Genomic DNA, 19968 nt, shown 5'->3' on the forward strand with positions numbered 1-19968 from the left:
AAAATGTTGGGTCAATTGGGCTTACGCCTTTTGTTCGCCCTCGGTCGCGTGCTAGGATGTGCAGATCCGTCATGCTCAGAGCAGGACTCATAGGATTCCCGTCCTCGGGTAAGACCACGCTCTTCCAGCTCCTCACCTCAGCCCGGGAGGCCCCTCGCCCGTCCGGCAAGCAGGAAGCCAACGTCGGGGTCTCCCGGGTGCCCGACGAGCGGCTCGATCGCCTGACCGAGCTGTTCAAGCCCAGAAAGCACGTGCCCGCGACCGTGGAGTTCGCCGACATGGGGGGCGCCGCGAGCGGCAAAGCGGGCGCCGCCGCGCTGCTCGACGTCGCCGCCTTCCGTAACGCCGACGCGCTGCTGCACGTCGTCCGTCTCTTCCGCGATCCGTCGATCCCGCACGCCGCCGGCTCGCTCGATCCCGCTCGGGACGTGCGGACGATGGAAGACGAGCTGATCCTCGCCGACCTCGGCGTCGTCGAGCGACGGCTCGAGCGTCTCGAGAAGGACATCAAGAAGCAGCCGAACCCGGAGCTGAAAAAGGAGCAGGAGATCCTGCAGCAGTGCCGCGCCGCGCTCGAGGCCGGCCGACCGCTGCGCGACCTCGAGCTGCCCCCCGACGAGCTGCGCCGGCTGCGTGGCTTTCAGTTCCTGTCGTCGAAGTCGCTGCTCATCGTGTTGAACCTCGACGAGGCCGACCTGTCGCAGGCGGACCGCGCCGTGGAGCTCGCCGGCATCCAGGACCTCGTCACCGGCAGGAACACCCGCGCCGTACCCATCTGCGCCAAGATCGAGCTCGAGATTTCCCAGCTCGAGGCGGACGACGCCAGGGCGTTCATGGCCGATCTCGGCCTGAAGGAATCCGGGCTCGATCGCGTCATCCGCGCCAGCTACGATCTGCTCGGCTACATCTCCTTCTTCACGGTGGGCGAGGACGAGAATCGCGCCTGGTCAATTCCGCGCGGCATCAACGCACAGAACGCGGCCGGCGAGATCCACAGCGACATCCAGCGGGGCTTCATCCGCGCCGAGGTGTGCCGCTATGAGGATTTGCTGAAGCGCGGGTCCATCGCCGGCTGCCGCGACCACGCAGAGCTGCGCCTCGAGGGCAAGGAGTACGTCGTCCTCGACGGCGACGTCATCAACTTCAGACACGCTACGTAGCTGTCCGGGGGCTTTGCCCCTCGAACTGCGGGATAATCCCAGGGCTGATGCCAGTCAGAACGGTCGTCGTCTGCGAGGCGCAGGTGCCGTTCGTGCACGGCGGCGCCGAGATCCACGTGCGCGAGCTGCTGCGCGAGCTGAGGGGGCGCGGCTTCGACGCGGAGCTCGTGAGCGTGCCATTCAAGTGGTATCCGAAGAGCGAGATCCTGCCGCACGCGGCGGCGTGGCGTTTACTCGATCTCAGCGAGAGCAACGGACGCCCCATCGATCTGGTGATCGCCTCGAAGTTCCCGACCTACTTCGCTCGGCATCCCAATAAGGTGGCGTGGCTGATTCACCAGTACCGCGCCGCCTACGAGCTCTGCGGTACCGTCTACAGCGACTTCGGGCACAATGAAGCCGACCTGGGACTGCGCGAGACGCTGCTTCGACTGGATACCGAAATGCTGGGCGAGTGCCGACGCGTGTTCGCCAACGCGCAGAACACGGCCAACCGGGTTACCCGATACAACGGGATCGCGGCGGAAGCGCTCTACCATCCGCCGCGCCTCGCCGCCCGCCTGGAGGCCGGCGCCTATGGAGGGTATGTGCTCTCGGTCGGACGGATCGAATCGGTGAAACGGGTCGATCTGGTGGTGTCGGCCATGGCCCTGGTCGATGCGCCGATCAGGCTGGTCGTCGCCGGCGAGGGCACCCAGCGCGCCAACGTGGAAGGGGCGGCGCACGCGGCGGGGGTCGCCGACCGCGTCGATTTCCTCGGCGCCGTCGACGACGAGCAGCTGATTGCGCTTTACCGCGACGCGCTCGCGGTCGTGTATCCGCCCTACGACGAGGACTTCGGCTACGTCACGCTGGAAGCGTTCCTGGCGCGGAGGCCGGTCGTCACCGCCACCGACGCGGGCGGCCCGAACGAATTCGTCGTCGATGGCGTCAACGGCTTTTCGGTGGCGCCCGAACCGGAGCCGATCGCGGCCGCGATCAACGCGCTCGCGCGCGACCGGCAGCGCGCGAAGGCCATGGGTGACGCGGGATACGATCGCGCCCGGACGATCACGTGGGACGGTGTGATCGAGAAGCTAGTGAATTGAAGAAGCTCATCATCCAGATCCCGTGCCTCAACGAGGCGCAGACACTGCCGGCGACGCTCGCCGATCTGCCGAAGTCCATCCCGGGCGTCGACACAGTCGAAGTGCTGGTAATCGACGACGGGTCGCGCGACGGCACCGCCGACGTGGCGCGCGCCTGCGGGGTCGACTACATCGTACGGCTGCGCCGCAACAAGGGCCTGGCGGCGGCCTTCGCGGCGGGCATCGACGCCTGCCTGAAGGCGGGGGCCGATTTCATCGTCAACACCGACGCCGACAACCAGTACGCGGGCGGCGACATCGCCAAGCTGCTGGCGCCGCTGCTGCGCGGCGAGGCCGACATCTGCATCGGCGATCGCAACATCGCCGGACTGCGGCACATGTCGTGGCGCAAGCGGCGGCTGCAGGCGCTCGGCAGCTGGGTGGTCCGGCAGGTGTCGGGCACCACCGTGCCCGATACGACGAGCGGCTTCCGCGCCTACACCCGCGACGCCGCGCTGCGCATGACGATCGTCTCGGAGTTCTCCTACACGCTCGAGTCGATCATCCAGGCGGGCAAGAAGCGCATGGCGATCGCGCACGTGCCGGTCGCCGTCAACCCGCGCACCCGCGAGTCGCGTCTGTTCGCCAGCGTCTTCTCCTACATCAAGCAGTCGGGCGCCACGATCGTCCGGATCTACGCGATGTACGAGCCGCTCAAGGTGTTCACCTACCTCGGGCTGTTCATCCTGGTGGTGGGCGGCGCCGGCCTGGCGCGGTTCTTCTACTACTTCCTGCAGGGACAGGCGTTCCGGCACTTCTCGTCGCTCGTCGTCTCAGGAATCGTCGTGACGCTCGGCTTCATCGTGCTGGTCATCGGCCTGCTCGCCGACGTCATCTCGGGCAACCGCAAGCTGCTCGAGGATCTCGTCTATCGCGTCCGCACCCTTGAGTCGCCGCCGCGCCCCCTCGAGGACCACCGGCCGCCGTACCCGAAGGTCGGTGAACGCACCGACCGCTGGGAACACTGACTGCCGCAGATGACGACGGCACATTCACGCATGACGAACATCGAATGCGCATCTTCGCGGCGGCGCCGCCGCGTCCTGGAGACGTAAGTCTTGGCGGATCCGTCGATGGTCTCGATCGTCATTCCGGCGTTCAACGAGGCCGACTCCATCGCCTCGGTGGTCGAGGTGCTGCGCGCGGCCGCGCCGTGGCGCGAGATCATCGTCGTCGACGACGGATCGACCGATGAGACGGGCCCGCGCGCCGCGGCGGCGGGGGCTACGGTCGTGCGGCATCCCTACAACATCGGCAACGGCGCCGCGGTCAAGAACGGCATCCGCCGCGCCAGCGGCGACTACGTGCTGATCGTCGACGCCGACGGCCAGCACCCGCCCGAAGACGCGCTGCGGCTGGCTGGACGTCTCGGCGAGTACGACCTGGTCGTCGGGGCGCGCACGGCCGAGACTCAGGCGACCGCGACGCGCCGGGCCGGCAACGACGCACTCAACCGCCTCGCCGGGTACCTGACCGGGCGGCCGATCCCAGATCTCACATCGGGCTTCCGCGGCGCGCGGACGTCCGGGCTGCGCGAGTATCTGCACCTGCTGCCCAACGGCTTCTCGACGCCGACCACCACGACGCTGGCGTTCATCAAGGGAGGCTACGCGGTCGCGTTCGAGCCGATCCAGGCGCGGCAGCGCAGCGGCCAGTCGAAGATCCGGCTGGCGCGGGACGGCGCCAAGTTCCTGATGATCATCTTCAAGATCGTGACGTTGTTCAGCCCGATGCGGATTTTTGCGCCGATCAGCGCCGCCGCACTGCTGCTCGGCTCGGCCTACGGAATCTGGAACGTCGTCGTGCACGCGCGGATCCCGAACGGGTCGGTGCTGCTGATCCTGTTCGCGGTGGTCGTGTTCCTCGTCGGCCTCGTGTCGGAGCAGATTTCGGCGCTCCGCTTCGAAGGACGGCGGTGACCGCGCGTCGGTGGATTGGCGCGTGCGTCATCGTCGGATTCGCGCTGCGGAGCGTCTTCGCGCTGGTCTACTGGAGCGGCAAGCCGCTGACCCACGACGAACAGGAGTACCTGGCGCTGGCGCGCAGCCTGGCGCGCGGCGCCGGGTACGCCTATCCGCCGGACTCGGCGGATGCCGGCACCGGCCAGCAGTTCGGCCGTGCCCCGGGCTATCCGGCCTTCCTGTCGACGTTCGTCGCGCCGGTGCCGGTCGAGCACGTGCCGCGACGGGTGCAGGTCGTCCAGAGCGCGCTCGGCGCGGCCGGCGTGTGGCTGATCGCGCTCCTGGCATTCCGCGCCGGCGGCCGCCGCGCCGGCGTCGCGGCGGCGGCGATCGCTGCCGTCTACCCTCCTCTCGTCTGGACGCCGTCCTACGCACTCACCGAGACGTTGTTCTCGACCGTTGCGCTGGGCGTCGCCGTCATCCTGCAGCCGCGCCGGGATGGAATTCCCAAGACGGCGGCAGCGGCGGCTGGGCTTGGAACGGGCGCCGCCATCCTGATTCGCCCCGCCATGGTGTTCTTTCTGCCGCTGGCGGTCGCGTGGATGGTGGCCAGACGTGCGTATGTCGCGGCGGCAGTGCTGGTCGTCACCGCCGTTCTCGTCGTACTGCCCTGGACACTTCGCAACCACCGCGTCTACGGGCGCTGGATCGCCGTCGCCTCCGAAGGCGGCGTGACATTTTGGACGGGCAACCATCCGCTGGCGAAGGGGGACGGCGACCTCGCGGCCAATCCCGACCTCAAGCGCGCCGACCTCGCCTTCCGTGCCGCGCACCCCGAGTTGACGCCCGAGCAGCTCGAGCCGCTCTACTATCGCGACGCGTTCGCGTGGATCCGCGCCAACCCGGGCGGATGGCTCGCGCTCGAATCGCGCAAGGCCTTCTTCACAGTGGTTCCGGCCGGACCATCGTATTTGGTACACTCATCGAAGTACGTGGCGGCGTCCGCCGTGTCCTACACCATCGTCGCGCTCGCCGCTGTCGGGGGCGTGCGGCGCTGGCGCGCGCGGGGACGGCTCCAGTCGAGCTCGGCGCCCGTCGCGCTGTGGCTGATGGCCGCCGCGACGATCCTCTCGGGACTCGTCTTTTTTCCGCAGGAGCGGTTCCGGCTGCCGATCGTCGATCCGGCGCTCATCGTGACTGCCGCCTTGCTCTGGACCGATACGCATGAACGTGCTCGTCGTCACGCCGACCTATAACGAACGGGACAACCTGCCGCTGCTCGTCGACGGCGTGCTCGCGCACGACGGCATCCGCCTGCTGGTGGTCGACGACGGGTCGCCCGACGGCACCGGCGCGATCGCCGACGGGCTGGCGCAGCGGCACCCGGGCCGGATCGAGGTGATGCACCGCACCGGACCGCGCGGGCTCGGCCGCTCCTACGTCGACGGGTTGCTGCACGCCCTGCAGCAGGGCACCGCCGACTACATCTGTCAGATGGACTGCGACCTGTCGCACGATCCCTCGTACCTGCCGTCGCTCGTCGCCGCCGCCGCATCGCACGACCTGGTGATCGGCTCGCGCTACATGAACGGCGGCGTCAGCGTGGTGAACTGGCCGATCAGCCGCATCCTGCTCAGCGCCTTCGGCAACCGCTACATCCGGCTCATCACGAAACTCTCGGCCAGCGACTGCACGAGCGGCTACCGCTGCTGGCGGCGCGAGGCGCTGGCGCAGCTGCCGATCGGCGCGATGGTGTCTGACGGCTACTCGTTTCTCGTCGAGATGCTCTACGAAGCCAAGCAGCGGCGTTTCCGTATCGGCGAGGTGCCGATCATCTTCGTCGAACGCCGGCTCGGCCAGTCGAAGCTGTCGAAGAGCGTCCTGATGGAATCGCTGTTGATGCCGTGGCGGCTCGTGCTGCGAGGTCTGCGCCCCGCCGTACGTCCGGCAGCCGAGCCCGGCGGGGCGAAGCCTTCCGGACAGATCTGAACATGCGCCACGTCGTCGTGATGGTGACGACGTCGTATCCCCGCTTTCCCGGGGACTCGGTCGGCACGTTCATGGAACCGATCGCGAAGAGCGTGGCGGCGCGCGGCCACGAAGTGCACGTCGTCGCGCCCTGGCATCCTCGCATCACGCGCGGCCGGGTCGAGGACGGTGTCTTCTTCCACTTCTTCAAGTACGCACCGGTCGCGGCGTTGAACGTCTTCGGCTACGCCGCGGGACTGCAGGCGGATGTGCGCGTGCGCAAAGCGGCCTGGATGGCGGCACCGCTGGCGCTCGCCAGCGGCTGGTTCAAGGCGATGCGCGTCGCACAGAAGCGGCGCGCCACGGTCCTGCACGGACACTGGGTGGTGCCGGGCGGACTGATCGCGGCCGCGGCTGGCCTGTCGCGGCCGCTCGTCGTCAGCCTGCACGGCTCTGACGTGTTCGTCGCCGAACGGTCGCGCCTGGTGCGGCAGGCGGCTCGCGGCGTGTTCCACCGTGCCGGGTTCGTCACGGCCTGCAGCGCCGATCTGGCGGCGCGGGCGGCCGGCCTCGGCGCGGCGACCGATCGCCTGGAGGTCGTCCCCTACGGCGTCGACAGCGTCCGGTTCCGTCCGTCGGCCGAAGTGCGGGCGCGGCTGCGCGCGTCGGCCGGCATCGATGCGGCCGAACCCGTGGTCGTCACCGCCGGCAGGCTCGTCCGCAAGAAGGGGTTCGAGTACCTGATTGCGGCGCTGCCGTTGATGGCCGCGTCCGTCCGGCTGGTGATCGCCGGCGGCGGCGATCTCGATGCCGAGCTGCGGGAGAGGGCGACCGCGGCGGGCGTCGCCAGCCGCGTGCGCTTCCTCGGCGACGTGACGCAGGACGAGGTCGCGGACTGGTTCGCCGCCGCCGACGTCGCGGTGGTGCCATCGGTGCGCGACGACAGCGGCAACGTCGATGGCCTGCCCAACACGGTGCTCGAGGCGCTCGCGTCGGCCACGCCGGTGGTGGCGACGTCCGCCGGCGGGATCGGCAGCGTTGTCGAAGACGGCGACACCGGCGTGGTGGTGCCGGAGCGCGACCCGGCGTCACTGGCGCGCGCGATTACCGGGCTGCTCGCCGACCGCGTCGGCGGCGTGCGGCTCGGGGCGCAGGCACGGGTCCGCGTCACGGCGCGGTTCGGGTGGTCCGCTGCAGCGGAGCGCTTCGAGTCAGCCTACGATCGCGCCCTTGCCTTCAACTCAGCGACCACATAACATTCTCGCGATTCGATGAAGACCGAGGGGCCCGCGACGGGTCTGAGCATTTTCTTTCCCGCCTACAACGACAGCGGGACGATCGCGAGCCTGGTGATCACGGCCCTTCGAACGGCGCGCACGCTGACCCCCGACTACGAAGTGATCGTGGTCAACGACGGCAGCAAGGACGGGACCGCCGAGATCCTGGCCGAGCTCGCGAGCATCTATCCGCAGGTGCGGATCGTGCATCACCTGACCAACCGCGGCTACGGCGGGGCGTTGCGCAGCGGCTTCGCAACGGCGACCCGCGAGCGGATCTTCTACACCGACGGCGACGCGCAGTACGATCCGGCGGAGATGGCGCTGCTGTGGGGCCGTTTCGACGACTCGGTCGACATGGTGAACGGCTACAAAATCAGCCGCTCCGATCCGCTGCACCGGATCGTCATCGGGCGCATCTACCACCATACCGTGAAGCTCCTCTTCGGACTCACCGTGCGCGACGTCGACTGCGACTTCCGGATGATGCGCCGCGCGATCTTCGACACGGTGCATCTCGAGAAGAACAGCGGCGTCATCTGCCTCGAGATGATGAAGAAGATCACCGACGCCGGATTCCGGATCGCGGAAGTGCCGGTGCACCACTATCACCGCGCCTACGGCAAGTCGCAGTTCTTCAACTTCAAGCGCCTGTTCCGGACGGCGATCGACGTCTTCAACCTGTGGTACGCGCTGGTCATCCGCCGCGAGCACCTCCATGAGCGCTGACAACGCCGGCCGCGTTCCGTTCCTCGACCTGCGTCCGCACGAGGATCGCGCCGACGTCGAAGCCGCGATCGCACGGGTGCTCGGCCGCGGCTGGTTCGTGCTGGGCCCCGAGCTGGAGGGGTTCGAGCAGGGGTTCGCGCGCGCCGTCGGCGCCAGGCATGCCGTCGGCGTCGGCACCGGCACCGATGCGATCGCGCTGGCGCTGCGCGCGATCGGGATCGGGCCCGGCGACGAGGTGATCACGGCCCCGCTGTCGGCGGCGTTCTCGGCGCTCGCCGTGCTCATGACGGGAGCGCGGCCGGTCTTCGCCGACATCGACGCCGATCGCCTGACGCTCGATGCGCGCGCCGCGGCCGCCGCGATCACGCCGCGCACCCGCGCGATCATGCCGGTTCATCTTTACGGCCAGGCCGCCGACATGGCGGCGATCGTGGCGGTCGCCGAGCAGTACGGCCTGGCCGTCGTCGAAGACTGCTGTCAGGCGCACCTGGCGACCTGCGGCGGGCGGCCGGTCGGTTCGTTCGGCGTCGCGGCCGCGTACAGCTTCTATCCGACGAAGAACCTCGGGGCGCTCGGCGACGGCGGCGCGATCACCGTCAACGACGATGCGCTGGCCGGCCGCCTGCGGCGTTTGCGCAACGGCGGCCAGTCGAGCCGCTACGAGCACGCCGAGTTTGGCGTGAATTCGCGGCTGGACGAGCTCCAGGCCGCCGTGCTCTCGGCTCGCCTGGCGTGGCTGCCGCGCTGGACGGCTGAACGGCGCGCCCTCGCGGCGGACTACCGGCGCCGCCTGCCCGGCGCGCCGGTCGTGGTGCCGCCCGAGTGCGATCCCGGCCACGCCTATCACCTCTTCCCGGTGCGGAGCGCCGATCGAACCGGCGTCCAGGCGCACCTGAGGCGGCACGGCATCGAGACGCTCGTTCACTATCCCGTTCCGATTACGCGTCAGCCGGCGCTGGCCGCCGCCCACCCCGCCGAGTGCCCGGTCGCCGATCGCGTCTGCGCCGAGGTGTTCTCGCTGCCGCTCCATCCCGGTCTGCCGGCCGACGCCGTGGCGCTCGTCGCCGACGCTCTGCACGCCTGTCCGGCGCAGACCTGATGCGCGTGCGCCGGGCCCTGCTGTTCCTGGTGATCGCGGCGCTGCAGTTCGCGGTGTTCGAAGTGGCGCTACGCGTCTGGGGACACTCGGAAGCGGCCCCCTCATTCGAGACGCTGTTCGTACCGGACCGCGCGATTGGTTACCGGCTGCGGCCGAACGCCCGCACGCGCTACGTCACGGCCGAGTTCGACACCCAGATTGTCATCAACCCGCAGGGCGTCCGCGACGATCAGCCGATCGGCCCGAAGCCGGCGAACGAACGGCGGATCGTGGTGCTCGGCGACTCGCTGGTCCTCTCAGTCCAGGTCGACGCGCGCCAGACCTTCTGCCGCCTGCTCGAAGCGCGCCTGAACGCCGGCGGCGGCGCGACGCGGTATCGCGTCATCAACGCCGGCGTGCAGGGCTACGGCCCGATCGAGGAGCTGCTCTTCTTCCGCGAGATCGTGCGCGCCTTCGAGCCGGATCTGGTCATCGAGACGATCTTCGTCGGCAACGACGCCGAAGACGCGTTCGGTTCGCAGGGCCGACTCGCAGGCACGTCGCGCGCCACCAGCGACGCGGTGTCGGACTCGATCGTCGCGCGGCTGCGCCGCACCGTCCGCCGCAGCCTGGTGCTGCAGGTACTCCGGCTTCGCGTCGTGTCGGTCACCGACCGCATGTCGAACTGGCGGTCGCCGCCGGAGCCGCCGCTCCAGACCTACGCGGAGCGGCCGGCGGCGCGGATCGGCGAGGGCCTGCGCCTCTCCGTCGACTGTGTCAGGCAGATCGCCAACGACGCCGCCGCCTCGGGTGCGCGGACGATGGTAATGCTGATGCCGGCGCGCTTCCAGGTGGACGACGCCGACTACGGCCGGCTGAAGGACATCGTCGCGGGTGCCGGCGGCAGTCTGCTACGCGACGCGGCGACGGCACGGTTCGCCGACGCGCTGCGGCCGCTCGGGCTGCCGGAGTTCGACGCGCTGCCGGCGCTCCGCGCTTCCCTGCCAGGACCCGACGTGTTCTTCCAGCAGACGGTTCACCTCACGCCGCGCGGCCACGAGATCGTCGCCGTCGCGCTCGAACGGTTCCTCCGCGGCCAGGGCCTGCTCTAAGCCGTGGTCTTCAATTCGCTGTCGTTCGTCTGGTTCTTCGCGATCGTCTACGCGCTCTACCGCGTGCTGCCGCACCGCGGCCAGAACTGGCTGCTGCTGGTGGCGAGCTATTACTTCTATGCGGCGTGGGACTACCGGTTCCTGGCGCTGCTGCTCGCCTCGACAGCGGTCGACTACGCCTGCGGCCGCGCGCTCGGCCGCGTCGAGCGCGCCGGCGCCCGCCGTTCGATTCTCGTCGCCAGCATCACCTTCAACCTGACGCTGCTCGGCTTCTTCAAGTACTTCAACTTCTTCGCCGCCAACCTGGAGCTGCTGTTCACGGCAGTCGGCTGGCACCTCGACTTCGTGACGGTCCGCGTGCTCCTGCCGATCGGCATCTCGTTCTATACGTTCGTCACGATGAGCTACGTGATCGACGTCTACCGCCGCGAGATCGAACCGTCGCGCAACCTCGTCGACTTCGCGGTGTTCGTGGCCTATTTTCCGCATCTGGTGGCCGGACCGATCCTGCGCGCGACGGCGCTCCTGCCGCAGATCGCGCGCCCGCGCCAGATCACCGCCGCACAGATGCGCGAGGGCGCGTGGCTCGTCGCCTGGGGCTTTTTCCAGAAGGTCTTCGTCGCCGACAACCTCGCGCCGCTCGCGTCTCACGTGTTTGGATCGACCACGCCGCAGGCGGGGATCAACGTGCTGCTGGCGGTCTACGCCTTCGCGTTTCAGATCTACGGCGATTTTGCCGGCTATTCGAACATCGCGCGCGGCATCTCGAAATGGATGGGCATCGAGCTCATCGAGAACTTCCGCTTCCCGTACCTGGTCCTGACCCCCTCGGGGTTCTGGCGCAACTGGCACATCAGCCTGTCAACGTGGCTGCGCGACTACCTCTATATTCCGCTCGGGGGAAACCGCCGCGGTCCGGCGCGCACGCGCCGCAATCTGCTGCTGACGATGCTGCTGGGCGGGCTGTGGCACGGCGCCGCATGGACCTTCGCCCTGTGGGGGCTCTATCAGGGGCTGCTGCTCATCCTCTACCGCCCATTCGAGGCGGCGTTCGCGGCGCTCGACAACCGCCTGGCGCGATTTGGCGCGTGGTTCGTGATGTTCCACCTGACCTGCTTCGGCTGGCTGATCTTCCGCGCGACGTCCCTGCGGGCGGCGATTGCGCTGACCCGCAGCGTCGTTGCGACGTTCCATCCGCGCGCGGTCGACGTCGGCGGCCTGCTCGTGCCGCTCCTGCTCTTCACGGCGCCGCTGCTCGCCATCCACGCGATCGAAGCGCGCGCCGACGATCTGCTCGTGGTGCCGCGGCTCTGGACTCCGTTGCGCTACACCATTTACGCTGCGACTCTTTATTTGATCTTCCTGTTCGGCAATTTCGGCGGCGCTGATTTCATCTATTTTCAGTTCTGATGACGGCCCTCCTGCTGTCGCTCGTGGTCGGCTGGCTGCCCGGCGCAGTGCTGTTCCGGCTGCCGGTGCTGTCACGCCAGCGGCGCGCCGACCTGGCCGCCGAGGAACGGCTGTTCTGGGCGATCATCCTGAGCGTAGCGGCATCACTGTCGATCCTGATGGCGCTCGCGGCGGCCCACCGCTACAGCTTTCAGCGCCTGGTCATCGCCGACCTGGCGGTGGCCCTCGCTCTCGCGGCGGTGGCACGTGGCGATTTGCGGCTCGGCGCAGCGGCCCGCAGGGCGGGTGCCGCGGCTCTGCTTCCCTTGGCGCTCGCCGCGTGGAGCACCTGGCACTTCCTGCCGCCCTCGGAATACATCATCGGCGGCAAGGACCCGGGCGTGTACATGAACGCCGGGGTGCAGATCGCGCAGCGTGGGACGCTCGTGTACCACGATCCGGTCGTGGCCGCGGTACCGGCGGCGGCGCGTATCCTGTTCATGCCGAGCGACCGGCCGCGCGATCAGTTCCTGGCGCCGCGGTTCATGGGCTTCTACGTGCTCGATCCCGACAGCGGCGCGGTCGTCAGCCAGTTTCCCCAGCTCTATCCCGCGTCGATCGCGATCGGCTATGGGCTCGACGGGCTCTCCGGCGCGCGCCTCGCGTGCACGTTCTGGGCGGTGCTCGGCGTGCTCGCGGTCTATTTTCTCGGGGCCAGGCTCCTCGGCCGGCCAGCGGCGCTGGCGGCGGCCGGCCTGCTGAGCGTGAACACCGTACAGATCTGGTTCGCGCGCTACCCCAACGCCGACATGGTGATGCAGGCGCTGCTCTTCGCCACGCTGCTGGCGTGCGCCCGTGGACAGGTCGACGACGATCCATTCTTTCCGCCGGTCGCCGGGGCACTGCTGGGACTGCAGCTCTTCCTGCGATTCGACGCGGTGATCGCGGTCGCGGCGATCGTCGCGGCGCTCGCGCTGGGGCACGTCGCCGGGCTGCGTCTGCGCTGGACGTTCTTCGCGAGCCTCTCGGTCGCGGGTGGGTTGTGCGTCTGGTATCTGACCGGGCCGATGCGCACCTACATGGACCTGCCGCGTTACTTCCTGGCGCATCTGCCGTCCTGGCAGTACGCAGCGATGGCGGCCGCCGCCGCCCTCCTCGCGGCGACCTTCGCCGTCGGCCGTCGATCGGCGCGGCTCTCAGCGGCAGTCCTCCGCGCGGCGCCGCCGATCGTCACGATCGCGGTCCTCGCGCTGGCGGTCTACGCGCTGGCCCTGCGACATCCCGGCGGCAAGCTCACCGACTACGACGCCTACGCGTTGCGGACGTTCGCCGCGTTCTACCTGACGGTGCCGGCGCTCGTCGCCGCGCTCATCGGCTACGCCATGGTCGTGCGGCCGCTCTTCTGGCGCGATCCAGCGTTCGTGCTGACGTTGACCGCCTTCGCGCTGTTCTTCTTCTACAAAATCCGCATCGTGCCGGAACACTTCTGGGCGGCCCGGCGGTTCATCCCGATCCTGCTCCCGGGCGCGCTGCTGCTGGCGTCCGGCGCGACACTGACCGGGGTCCGCGGCAGCGGCGGCCTGACGCGCGCCGTCCGCCTGCTGATCGGGATCGTCCTGGTCGCAGTCCTCGCGTCCCAGTACGTCCGCGCCGCCGCCCCGATCGGCAGGCACGTCGAGTACGAGGGCATGATTGGACATCTGCAGCAGCTCGCCAGCCGCGTCGGCGACGACGATCTGGTGGTGGTCGAGTCGCGCGACGCCGGCTCGGACGTGCACGTGCTCGGACTGCCGCTCGCCTACGTCTACGCGCGCAACGTGCTGCTGCTCTCGAGCGCCGCCCCAGACAAGGCGACATTCGCCGCGTTCCTGCAGGACGCCGGCGCGCGCTACCGCCGCGTCCTCTTCCTCGGCGGAGGCGGCTCCGATCTGCTGTCGTCGCGGTGGTCGGTCACGCCGATCGCGAGCGAGCGCTTCCAAGTGCCCGAGTACGAGTCGGCGTGGAACGCCTATCCGCGCGGCGTTCGTCGCAAGGAATTCGAGTACAGCCTCTACGTATTCGGTGCGCCGCATCGCGACGACGGGCCGGCATCGCTCGACGTCGGCGTCGACGACGACCTCAACGTGGTCCGGTTCCACGCCAAGGAGACCGCCGACGGGCGGACCATGCGGTGGTCGCAGCGTCAGTCGTTCGTCGTCCTCGATCACCTCCGCGCCGAGGATCGGACGCTGGCGCTCTGGATGAGCGACGGCGGACGTCCGCCGGCCGCCCCACCGGCGGTCGTGCAGATCCTGGCCGGCGACCGGACGCTCGGCGCGGTCACGGTCGCGGGGGGCTTCAGGGAATACGACGTGCCGATTCCCGCCGAGGTCGCCGCGGCGGCCGCCGCCACGTCCGAACCGGTGCGGATCACGTTGCGCACGGCAACATGGAACCCGCGGCGGACGCTCGGCACGCCGGACGATCGCGAGCTCGGCGTGATGGTCGATCGCCTAGCGGTAAGATAACGAAGCGGAGCCGGGCGCGATGAGGCGCCGAGCTTCGGAGAACAATGCCCGCGCTTCGCATTTACGATCCCCGCGAGCGGGCGCTCGTCGCCGCGGCCGACGCCGTGCTGGCGCCGATCGCCTGGACGCGGCGGATCGGCCGCAGGCCGCCGGCGCAGCCCTCGCGCGTCCTGTGTTTCCGGCTCGAGCGGATCGGCGATCTCCTCATGACGCTGCCGGCGCTCGCTGTGCTCCGCGACGCGCTGCCGGCGGCGCGGATCGACCTCGTCGTCGGCAGCTGGAACCGTGAGGTGGCCGAGGCCATCCCCGGTCTGACGCAGGTCGAGACGCTCGACGCCGCCTGGCTGGCGCGCGGGCCCGCAGACTCAGGACCTCGCGGCGACGGTGTGCTCTCCCTGCGCGCGCGCGCCGCGGCATGGAAACCGCGTCGCTACGATCTGGCGATCAACTTCGAGCCCGACATCCGCAGCAACTTCGTCCTGGGAGCGAGCGGCGCCGAGTGGACCGCAGGTTTTGCGAGCGGCGGCGGCGGTGCCTGGCTCGACCTGGCGCTCGATCACGATCCCGCGGCGCACACGGCGGACAACGCCGTGCGCCTGGTGAGGCGAACCCTCGGCCTGGACGACGCGCCACTGCCGAGCGCTGCGCTGGCCATTCCAGACGCCGCCCGCGAAGCGGCGTCACGGCTGCTCGACGGCCTCGCGCCTGCCCCCCGCATCGGCCTGCACGTCGGCGGCGGCCGCGCCATCAAGCAGTGGCCCGAAGCGCGGTTCCGCGAGCTCGCCGTGCGCCTCGTGCACGAACGCGGCGCCGCCATCGTCCTGACCGGCACGCCAGGCGAGCGCGCCCAGATCGACCAGGTGCGCGCCGCGTTGCCGCCGGATCGTGTGATCGAGATCTCGGGCGCCAGCCTGCTGACAGTCGCCGCCGTGCAGCAGCAGCTGGATCTGTTCGTCACCGGCGACACCGGCCCCATGCATCTGGCGCACGCGGTCGGTACGCCGATCGTCGCGGTGTTCGGACCGTCGGACCCGATTCGGTACGCGCCGCGCGGCCTGCGGGATCATGTTGTGCGCGTCGATCTGCCCTGCAGTCCGTGCAACCGGATCCGGCGGCCGCCGGCCCGGTGCACCGGCGGTACGCCCGACTGCCTCGCCGGCATCTCGACTGACGCGGTGATGAGCGCCATCGACGCGTGCCTGGAGAGGCACGCGCGATGACGCCGCTCGAGGTGCAGACCGCCGGCGGCTGGCGCCACGTCGACCTATTGGCGTATCTCGACGCCGAGGAGGAAGAACGCGCGCACGACGACGCGTATGCCTGGATCAAGGCGGTGCGGCACCTGGCTGTCGACGGCGAGCCTTTCCGGAGCCGTTTCAGCGTTCGCGGCGATTCGCTCTGGTGGTTCGCCGAGCTGTATCTCCACAAGACCCAGGCGATGCTGCTGGCGATGCGGGTGATCCGCGCGATCGACGCGCTGATCGCGCGCGACCGGCCTGGCGCGATCCGCGTCCTGCCGGGACGGCACGCGGGGGTGATCGCGCAGGCGGCCGGGGCGCGCGGCATCGCCTGCGAGGGTCCACGCCAGGCCGAAGGCCGTTCGACGATGCTGCGTCTCGACGCGCGTGCCATGCGGCTGTCGGCGGCGGCGAGGCTGTCGCGACTGCGAGTCGCGGGCCCGCCGCGCGACACCGCGCCGGTCGCGGCGTTCGTGCATCGCGCGTTCTGGCGGGCTGGCGGGGCCGACGGCAGCGCGGAATCGTACATCGGGCCGGTCCTGCGCGAACTCGAGGTCCGGGGTGGGGCGGGCGCCGTGCGCTACGTCGGCGTTGGGCCGCGCAGCAATTTCCAGGCACGGCGGTGGTGGGATCCGCTGACCGGCTACGACGGACACGGCAGCGTCGCCATCGAGCGCTACGCGCCGGCCGCCGCGATGCAGGCGTCACGCGGAGTGTACCGGCAGCGCCGCGAGATCCTGCGCCACCTGCTGGACAGCGCCGACCTCCGCGCGCACGCGGTGATCCGCGGCGTCGACTGTTGGTCGATCGTGCGCGAGCAGCTGGCCGGCATCGCGCTGCTGCAGTTCCCGTGGTCGGTGCGCGCCATGGACGAAGCGGCGGCGGCGCTGCGGTCGCTGCAGCCGGACGTCGCGGTGACCTATGCCGAGGCGGGCGGCTGGGGACGCGCGCTGGCGCTCGAAGCACGGCGCACCGGCGTGCCGCTCGTCGGCCTGCAGCACGGGTTCATCTATCGCCACTGGCTCAACTATCGCCACGAGCCGGACGAGATGGAGCCCGATCGTGTCAACGCGGAGGACGCGGGGTTTCCTCGTCCGGCCAAGACGCTGCTCTTCGACGAGCATGCGGCGGCGCACCTGCGCGACGCCGGCCGCTTCCCGCCAGGCACGTTCGACGTGACCGGCAGCGCCCGGCTCGACGAGCTGATCGCGGCGGTGCGCGCGCTGACGCCGGACGATGTCGGGCGGGCGCGGCAGGAGGCCGGAGCGTCGGAGGCGCAGATGCTGGTCGTGTTCGCGGGCAAGGAGCGGGAGGCGCGCGGCGCGCTGCCGGCGCTCGTCGCGGCGGTGTGCGCGATGCCTGCCGTGCAGCTCGCGATCAAGCCGCATCCGGCCGAAACGGCCGAGGTCTACGCGGGGGTCACCGCCGGGGCCGCCAACGTCCGCGTCCTGCGGGTCTCGACGCCGTTGCCGCCGCTGCTCGGCGCGGCGGCCGGCCTGGTGACCAAGAACTCCACGGTCGCAATCGACGCGCTCACCCTGGGGGTGCCGTCGCTGGTCATCGGGCTGCCCAACAACCTGACGCCGTTCGTGCGCGACGGGCTGATGCTCGGGGCCGGCACCGAGCCGCAAATCCGCGAGGGGCTGCGCACACTCCTGTATGATCAGAGGTTTCGCAGCAGTGTCGGGGCCGGACGCGTCGCTCGCGGGGGCGAGGCGGCGGCTCGGTCGGCCGCGGCAATCCTGGCGCTGCGGCGCGGGGAACAATCAAGGAGCTGAACACGTCCATGCGCGTTCTCATCACCGGCGGCGCCGGATTCGTCGGATCGCACCTCGCTGAGACGCTGCTCGAGCGCGGCGACGAGGTGTCGGTCCTCGACGATCTGTCCACCGGCTCGATCGACAACATCACCCACCTCAAGCCGCATCCGAGGTTCCGCTACACCATCGACACCATCGCGAACGAGCCGCTGCTGGCGGAGATGCTCGACGCCTGCGACACCGTCGTCCACCTGGCCGCCGCGGTCGGGGTCAAGCTGATCGTCGAACAGCCGGTGCGGACCATCGAGACCAACGTCCACGGCACCGAGGTGGTGCTCAAGCACGCCAACAAGAAGAAGAAGCTGGTGCTGATCGCCTCGACGTCCGAGGTCTACGGCAAGAGCGCTGTGGTGCCGTTCAGGGAGGATGCCGATCTCGTGCTCGGGCCAACCGTCAAGCACCGCTGGGCCTACGCCTGCAGCAAGATGATCGACGAGTTTCTGGCGCTGGCCTACTGGAAGGAGCGTAAGCTGCCGGTGATCATCGTCCGGCTGTTCAACACCGTCGGACCGCGGCAGACCGGGCAGTACGGCATGGTCGTACCCAACTTCGTGCGGCAGGCACTCAGCGGTCAGCCGATCACCGTGTTCGGCGACGGCACGCAGTCGCGCAGCTTCACCTATGTCGGCGACGTCGTCACCGCGATCGCCGCGCTGATCAACGAACCGCGCGCCATCGGCGAGGTCTTCAACATCGGCAACGGCGAGGAGATCTCGATCAGCGGGCTGGCGCTGCGGATCAAGGAGATGACCGGCAGCGCCTCCCCGATCGTGACGATCCCCTACGAGCAGGCCTACGAGGCTGGCTTCGAGGACATGCCGCGGCGAGTGCCCGACATCTCGAAAATCCGGGCGCTGATCGGCTACGAGCCGACGGTCGGCCTCGACGAAATCCTCACCAGGGTCATCGGTTCGGTCCGTACTGCCTGATGCGCGCCAGAGCCGCCGCCAGACGCGCCGCAGAAACCCTGCTTCGCCGCAACGCGAAGCCGGTGCGGCGCCTCCTGCTCGCCGCCGGGCGCGATCGTTCGCCCGGACTGCCCGAGATCGTCCAGATCGAGAGCACCAACATCTGCAACGCCAAGTGCGTGTTCTGCCCGCGCGACGAGATGCACCGCGCGCAGGGGGTGATGAGCCGCGAGCTGTTCCGCAAAGTCGTCGACGAGTGCGCGGCGCTCGGCATCACCCACGTGCGCATGCACAACTACGGCGAGGCGTTCCTCGATCGCCACCTCGCCGAAAAGGTCCGCTACGCCAAGGACAAGGGGATCAAGGAAGTCGGCATGATCAGCAACGGCTCGCTGATCACGGAGAAGGTCGCGCGCGCGGTGATCGAAGCGGGGCTCGACGCGATCAACATCAGCGTCGACGCCGGCGGCAAGGAGGTGTTCGACGCCACCAGGATCGGCCTCAACTATGAGAAGGTCATCGCCAACGTCGAACGGCTCGTCCGCATCCGCAGCGAGCTCGGCCGCGTCCACCCCAAGCTGATTCTCTCCTTCGTGCGGCAGCACAACTCAGCCGACGAGCAGGCGTTCATCCAGCACTGGCGCGGAATCGCCGACAAGATCCACATCACCGAGCTGCACAACTGGGCCGGCACGCTCAACCACGAGTCGGACGTCACCTATCCCTGCTACCGGCCGTGGCTCACCTTCACGGTGCTGTGGGACGGCCGGGTGTCGCTCTGCTGCGCGGACTTCGACGGGCGGACGGTACTCGGCGACCTCAACCGGGAGTCCATCCGCGAGATTTGGAATTCCGACGCCTACCGCGCTGTACGGCGCGAGCATCTGGAGAGCGGCGGCCCGGACATCTGCCGGGCCTGTGACCTGCCGCGCAAGGATTCGCCGCTCTGGATCCGCAAGCTCGTGTAGACGAGGTCGAGACAGTCGGGGTCGAGACTGCCCGGCTCGATTCGACGTCCTAACCGGCGTATACTCGAACGCGAGCCTCACCCATGCCTTTGAAATTCCAGCGCTGCCTGTCTCTGGCGGCCGTCGCGGCAGCCATCTCCATACCGGCTTCGGCGGGTGAGCTCAAGCTCGCCATGCAGAACGGCCGCGTGACGCTCATCGCCGACAACGTCCCGGTCCGGCAGGTGCTCCTGGAATGGGCGCGGGTCGGCCAGACCACCATCGTCAATGCAGAGAAGCTCAGCGGCTCGAACCTGACGCTGCAGCTGATCGACACGCCTGAGCGCGATGCGCTCGACATCATCCTGAGGTCGGCGACGGGGTATATCGCCGCGCCCCGCACGGCACCGCTGGCCAACGCCGCGCTCTACGATCGGCTCACCATTTTCATGTCGACGACGCGGGTGCCGCCGGCCGTCGCGAGCGCCGCGCCGCCGCCGACGTTCCAGCGGCCGCCGCAGCCCGACGATGGCGACGATCCGATCAGCGTGCAGATGCCGCCGGCGATGACGCCGAACGGCCCGATGGTGGTCGCCCCCGGCATCCAGCCGATGCCGGCCGCGCCCGGCACGTTCCCACAGGGCGTCCAGCAGATGCCGGCGCAGCAGCAGCTGCCGGCGCCGATGAACGCGCCGCTCACCTCGCCGCGTCCTGGCGCCCTGCCGCAGCCGCAGCCGCAGCCCGGGAATCCCTATCAGCCCGGCATCCGTCCGGGTGGCGGCGGTCCGGGCGGCACCGACTTCTAGG

At 69.5% G+C, this 19968-nt stretch carries 17 protein-coding genes; all 17 read left to right on the forward strand.

The window, feature by feature from the left end; all coding sequences use genetic code 11:
• Positions 1-71: 71 nt before the first annotated feature.
• The 17 genes from ychF (at position 72) to VGI12_13585 (ending at position 19967) form a co-directional block, all read left to right on the forward strand.
• Positions 72-1160, forward strand: a complete 1089-nt coding sequence (gene ychF / locus VGI12_13505) for a redox-regulated ATPase YchF (protein ID HEY2433685.1) — start codon at positions 72-74, stop codon at positions 1158-1160.
• Between the two features lie 47 nt (positions 1161-1207).
• The gene (locus VGI12_13510) at positions 1208-2248 is read left to right on the forward strand and encodes a glycosyltransferase family 4 protein (GenBank protein HEY2433686.1); all 1041 of its coding nucleotides are present in this window, start codon (positions 1208-1210) and stop codon (positions 2246-2248) included.
• The gene (locus VGI12_13515; GenBank protein HEY2433687.1) at positions 2245-3255 is read left to right on the forward strand and encodes a glycosyltransferase family 2 protein; all 1011 of its coding nucleotides are present in this window, start codon (positions 2245-2247) and stop codon (positions 3253-3255) included. The genes VGI12_13510 and VGI12_13515 overlap by 4 nt, the downstream gene beginning before the upstream one ends.
• A 90-nt stretch (positions 3256-3345) precedes the next feature.
• A complete protein-coding gene (locus VGI12_13520) occupies positions 3346-4206 on the forward strand; it encodes a glycosyltransferase family 2 protein (protein ID HEY2433688.1) in 861 nt (286 codons plus the stop codon).
• The gene (locus VGI12_13525) at positions 4203-5444 is read left to right on the forward strand and encodes a hypothetical protein (GenBank protein ID HEY2433689.1); all 1242 of its coding nucleotides are present in this window, start codon (positions 4203-4205) and stop codon (positions 5442-5444) included. Before VGI12_13520 ends, VGI12_13525 begins: the two co-directional genes overlap by 4 nt.
• Positions 5413-6177 carry a polyprenol monophosphomannose synthase gene (locus tag VGI12_13530; GenBank protein HEY2433690.1) on the forward strand — a complete coding sequence of 255 codons (765 nt, stop codon included), beginning with the start codon at positions 5413-5415 and terminating at the stop codon, positions 6175-6177. The genes VGI12_13525 and VGI12_13530 overlap by 32 nt, the downstream gene beginning before the upstream one ends.
• A gap of 2 nt (positions 6178-6179) precedes the next feature.
• A complete protein-coding gene (locus VGI12_13535; GenBank protein HEY2433691.1) occupies positions 6180-7412 on the forward strand; it encodes a glycosyltransferase family 4 protein in 1233 nt (410 codons plus the stop codon).
• A 15-nt stretch (positions 7413-7427) separates the two neighbouring features.
• On the forward strand, positions 7428-8162 hold the full coding sequence (locus tag VGI12_13540; protein HEY2433692.1) for a glycosyltransferase family 2 protein: 735 nt from the start codon (positions 7428-7430) through the stop codon (positions 8160-8162).
• On the forward strand, positions 8152-9261 hold the full coding sequence (locus VGI12_13545) for a DegT/DnrJ/EryC1/StrS family aminotransferase (GenBank protein HEY2433693.1): 1110 nt from the start codon (positions 8152-8154) through the stop codon (positions 9259-9261). Before VGI12_13540 ends, VGI12_13545 begins: the two co-directional genes overlap by 11 nt.
• Positions 9261-10352, forward strand: coding sequence for an SGNH/GDSL hydrolase family protein (locus tag VGI12_13550; protein HEY2433694.1), 1092 nt, complete (start codon positions 9261-9263; stop codon positions 10350-10352). The genes VGI12_13545 and VGI12_13550 overlap by 1 nt, the downstream gene beginning before the upstream one ends.
• A gap of 3 nt (positions 10353-10355) precedes the next feature.
• A complete protein-coding gene (locus VGI12_13555) occupies positions 10356-11762 on the forward strand; it encodes an MBOAT family O-acyltransferase (GenBank protein ID HEY2433695.1) in 1407 nt (468 codons plus the stop codon).
• Positions 11762-14248: a glycosyltransferase family 39 protein gene (locus VGI12_13560; protein HEY2433696.1), complete on the forward strand. Its 2487-nt coding sequence runs from the start codon at positions 11762-11764 to the stop codon at positions 14246-14248. The genes VGI12_13555 and VGI12_13560 overlap by 1 nt, the downstream gene beginning before the upstream one ends.
• A gap of 44 nt (positions 14249-14292) precedes the next feature.
• On the forward strand, positions 14293-15468 hold the full coding sequence (locus VGI12_13565) for a glycosyltransferase family 9 protein (protein HEY2433697.1): 1176 nt from the start codon (positions 14293-14295) through the stop codon (positions 15466-15468).
• Positions 15444-17264 carry a hypothetical protein gene (locus VGI12_13570; GenBank protein HEY2433698.1) on the forward strand — a complete coding sequence of 607 codons (1821 nt, stop codon included), beginning with the start codon at positions 15444-15446 and terminating at the stop codon, positions 17262-17264. Before VGI12_13565 ends, VGI12_13570 begins: the two co-directional genes overlap by 25 nt.
• A gap of 8 nt (positions 17265-17272) precedes the next feature.
• A complete protein-coding gene (locus tag VGI12_13575) occupies positions 17273-18235 on the forward strand; it encodes a GDP-mannose 4,6-dehydratase (protein HEY2433699.1) in 963 nt (320 codons plus the stop codon).
• Positions 18235-19182 (forward strand): radical SAM/SPASM domain-containing protein, encoded by a 948-nt coding sequence (locus VGI12_13580; protein ID HEY2433700.1) that lies wholly within the window; start codon positions 18235-18237, stop codon positions 19180-19182. The genes VGI12_13575 and VGI12_13580 overlap by 1 nt, the downstream gene beginning before the upstream one ends.
• Positions 19183-19265: 83 nt before the next feature.
• Positions 19266-19967 carry a hypothetical protein gene (locus VGI12_13585; protein HEY2433701.1) on the forward strand — a complete coding sequence of 234 codons (702 nt, stop codon included), beginning with the start codon at positions 19266-19268 and terminating at the stop codon, positions 19965-19967.
• Position 19968: the final 1 nt, after the last annotated feature.

Source organism: Vicinamibacterales bacterium, assembly GCA_036496585.1.
GTDB lineage: Bacteria > Acidobacteriota > Vicinamibacteria > Vicinamibacterales > 2-12-FULL-66-21 > JAICSD01.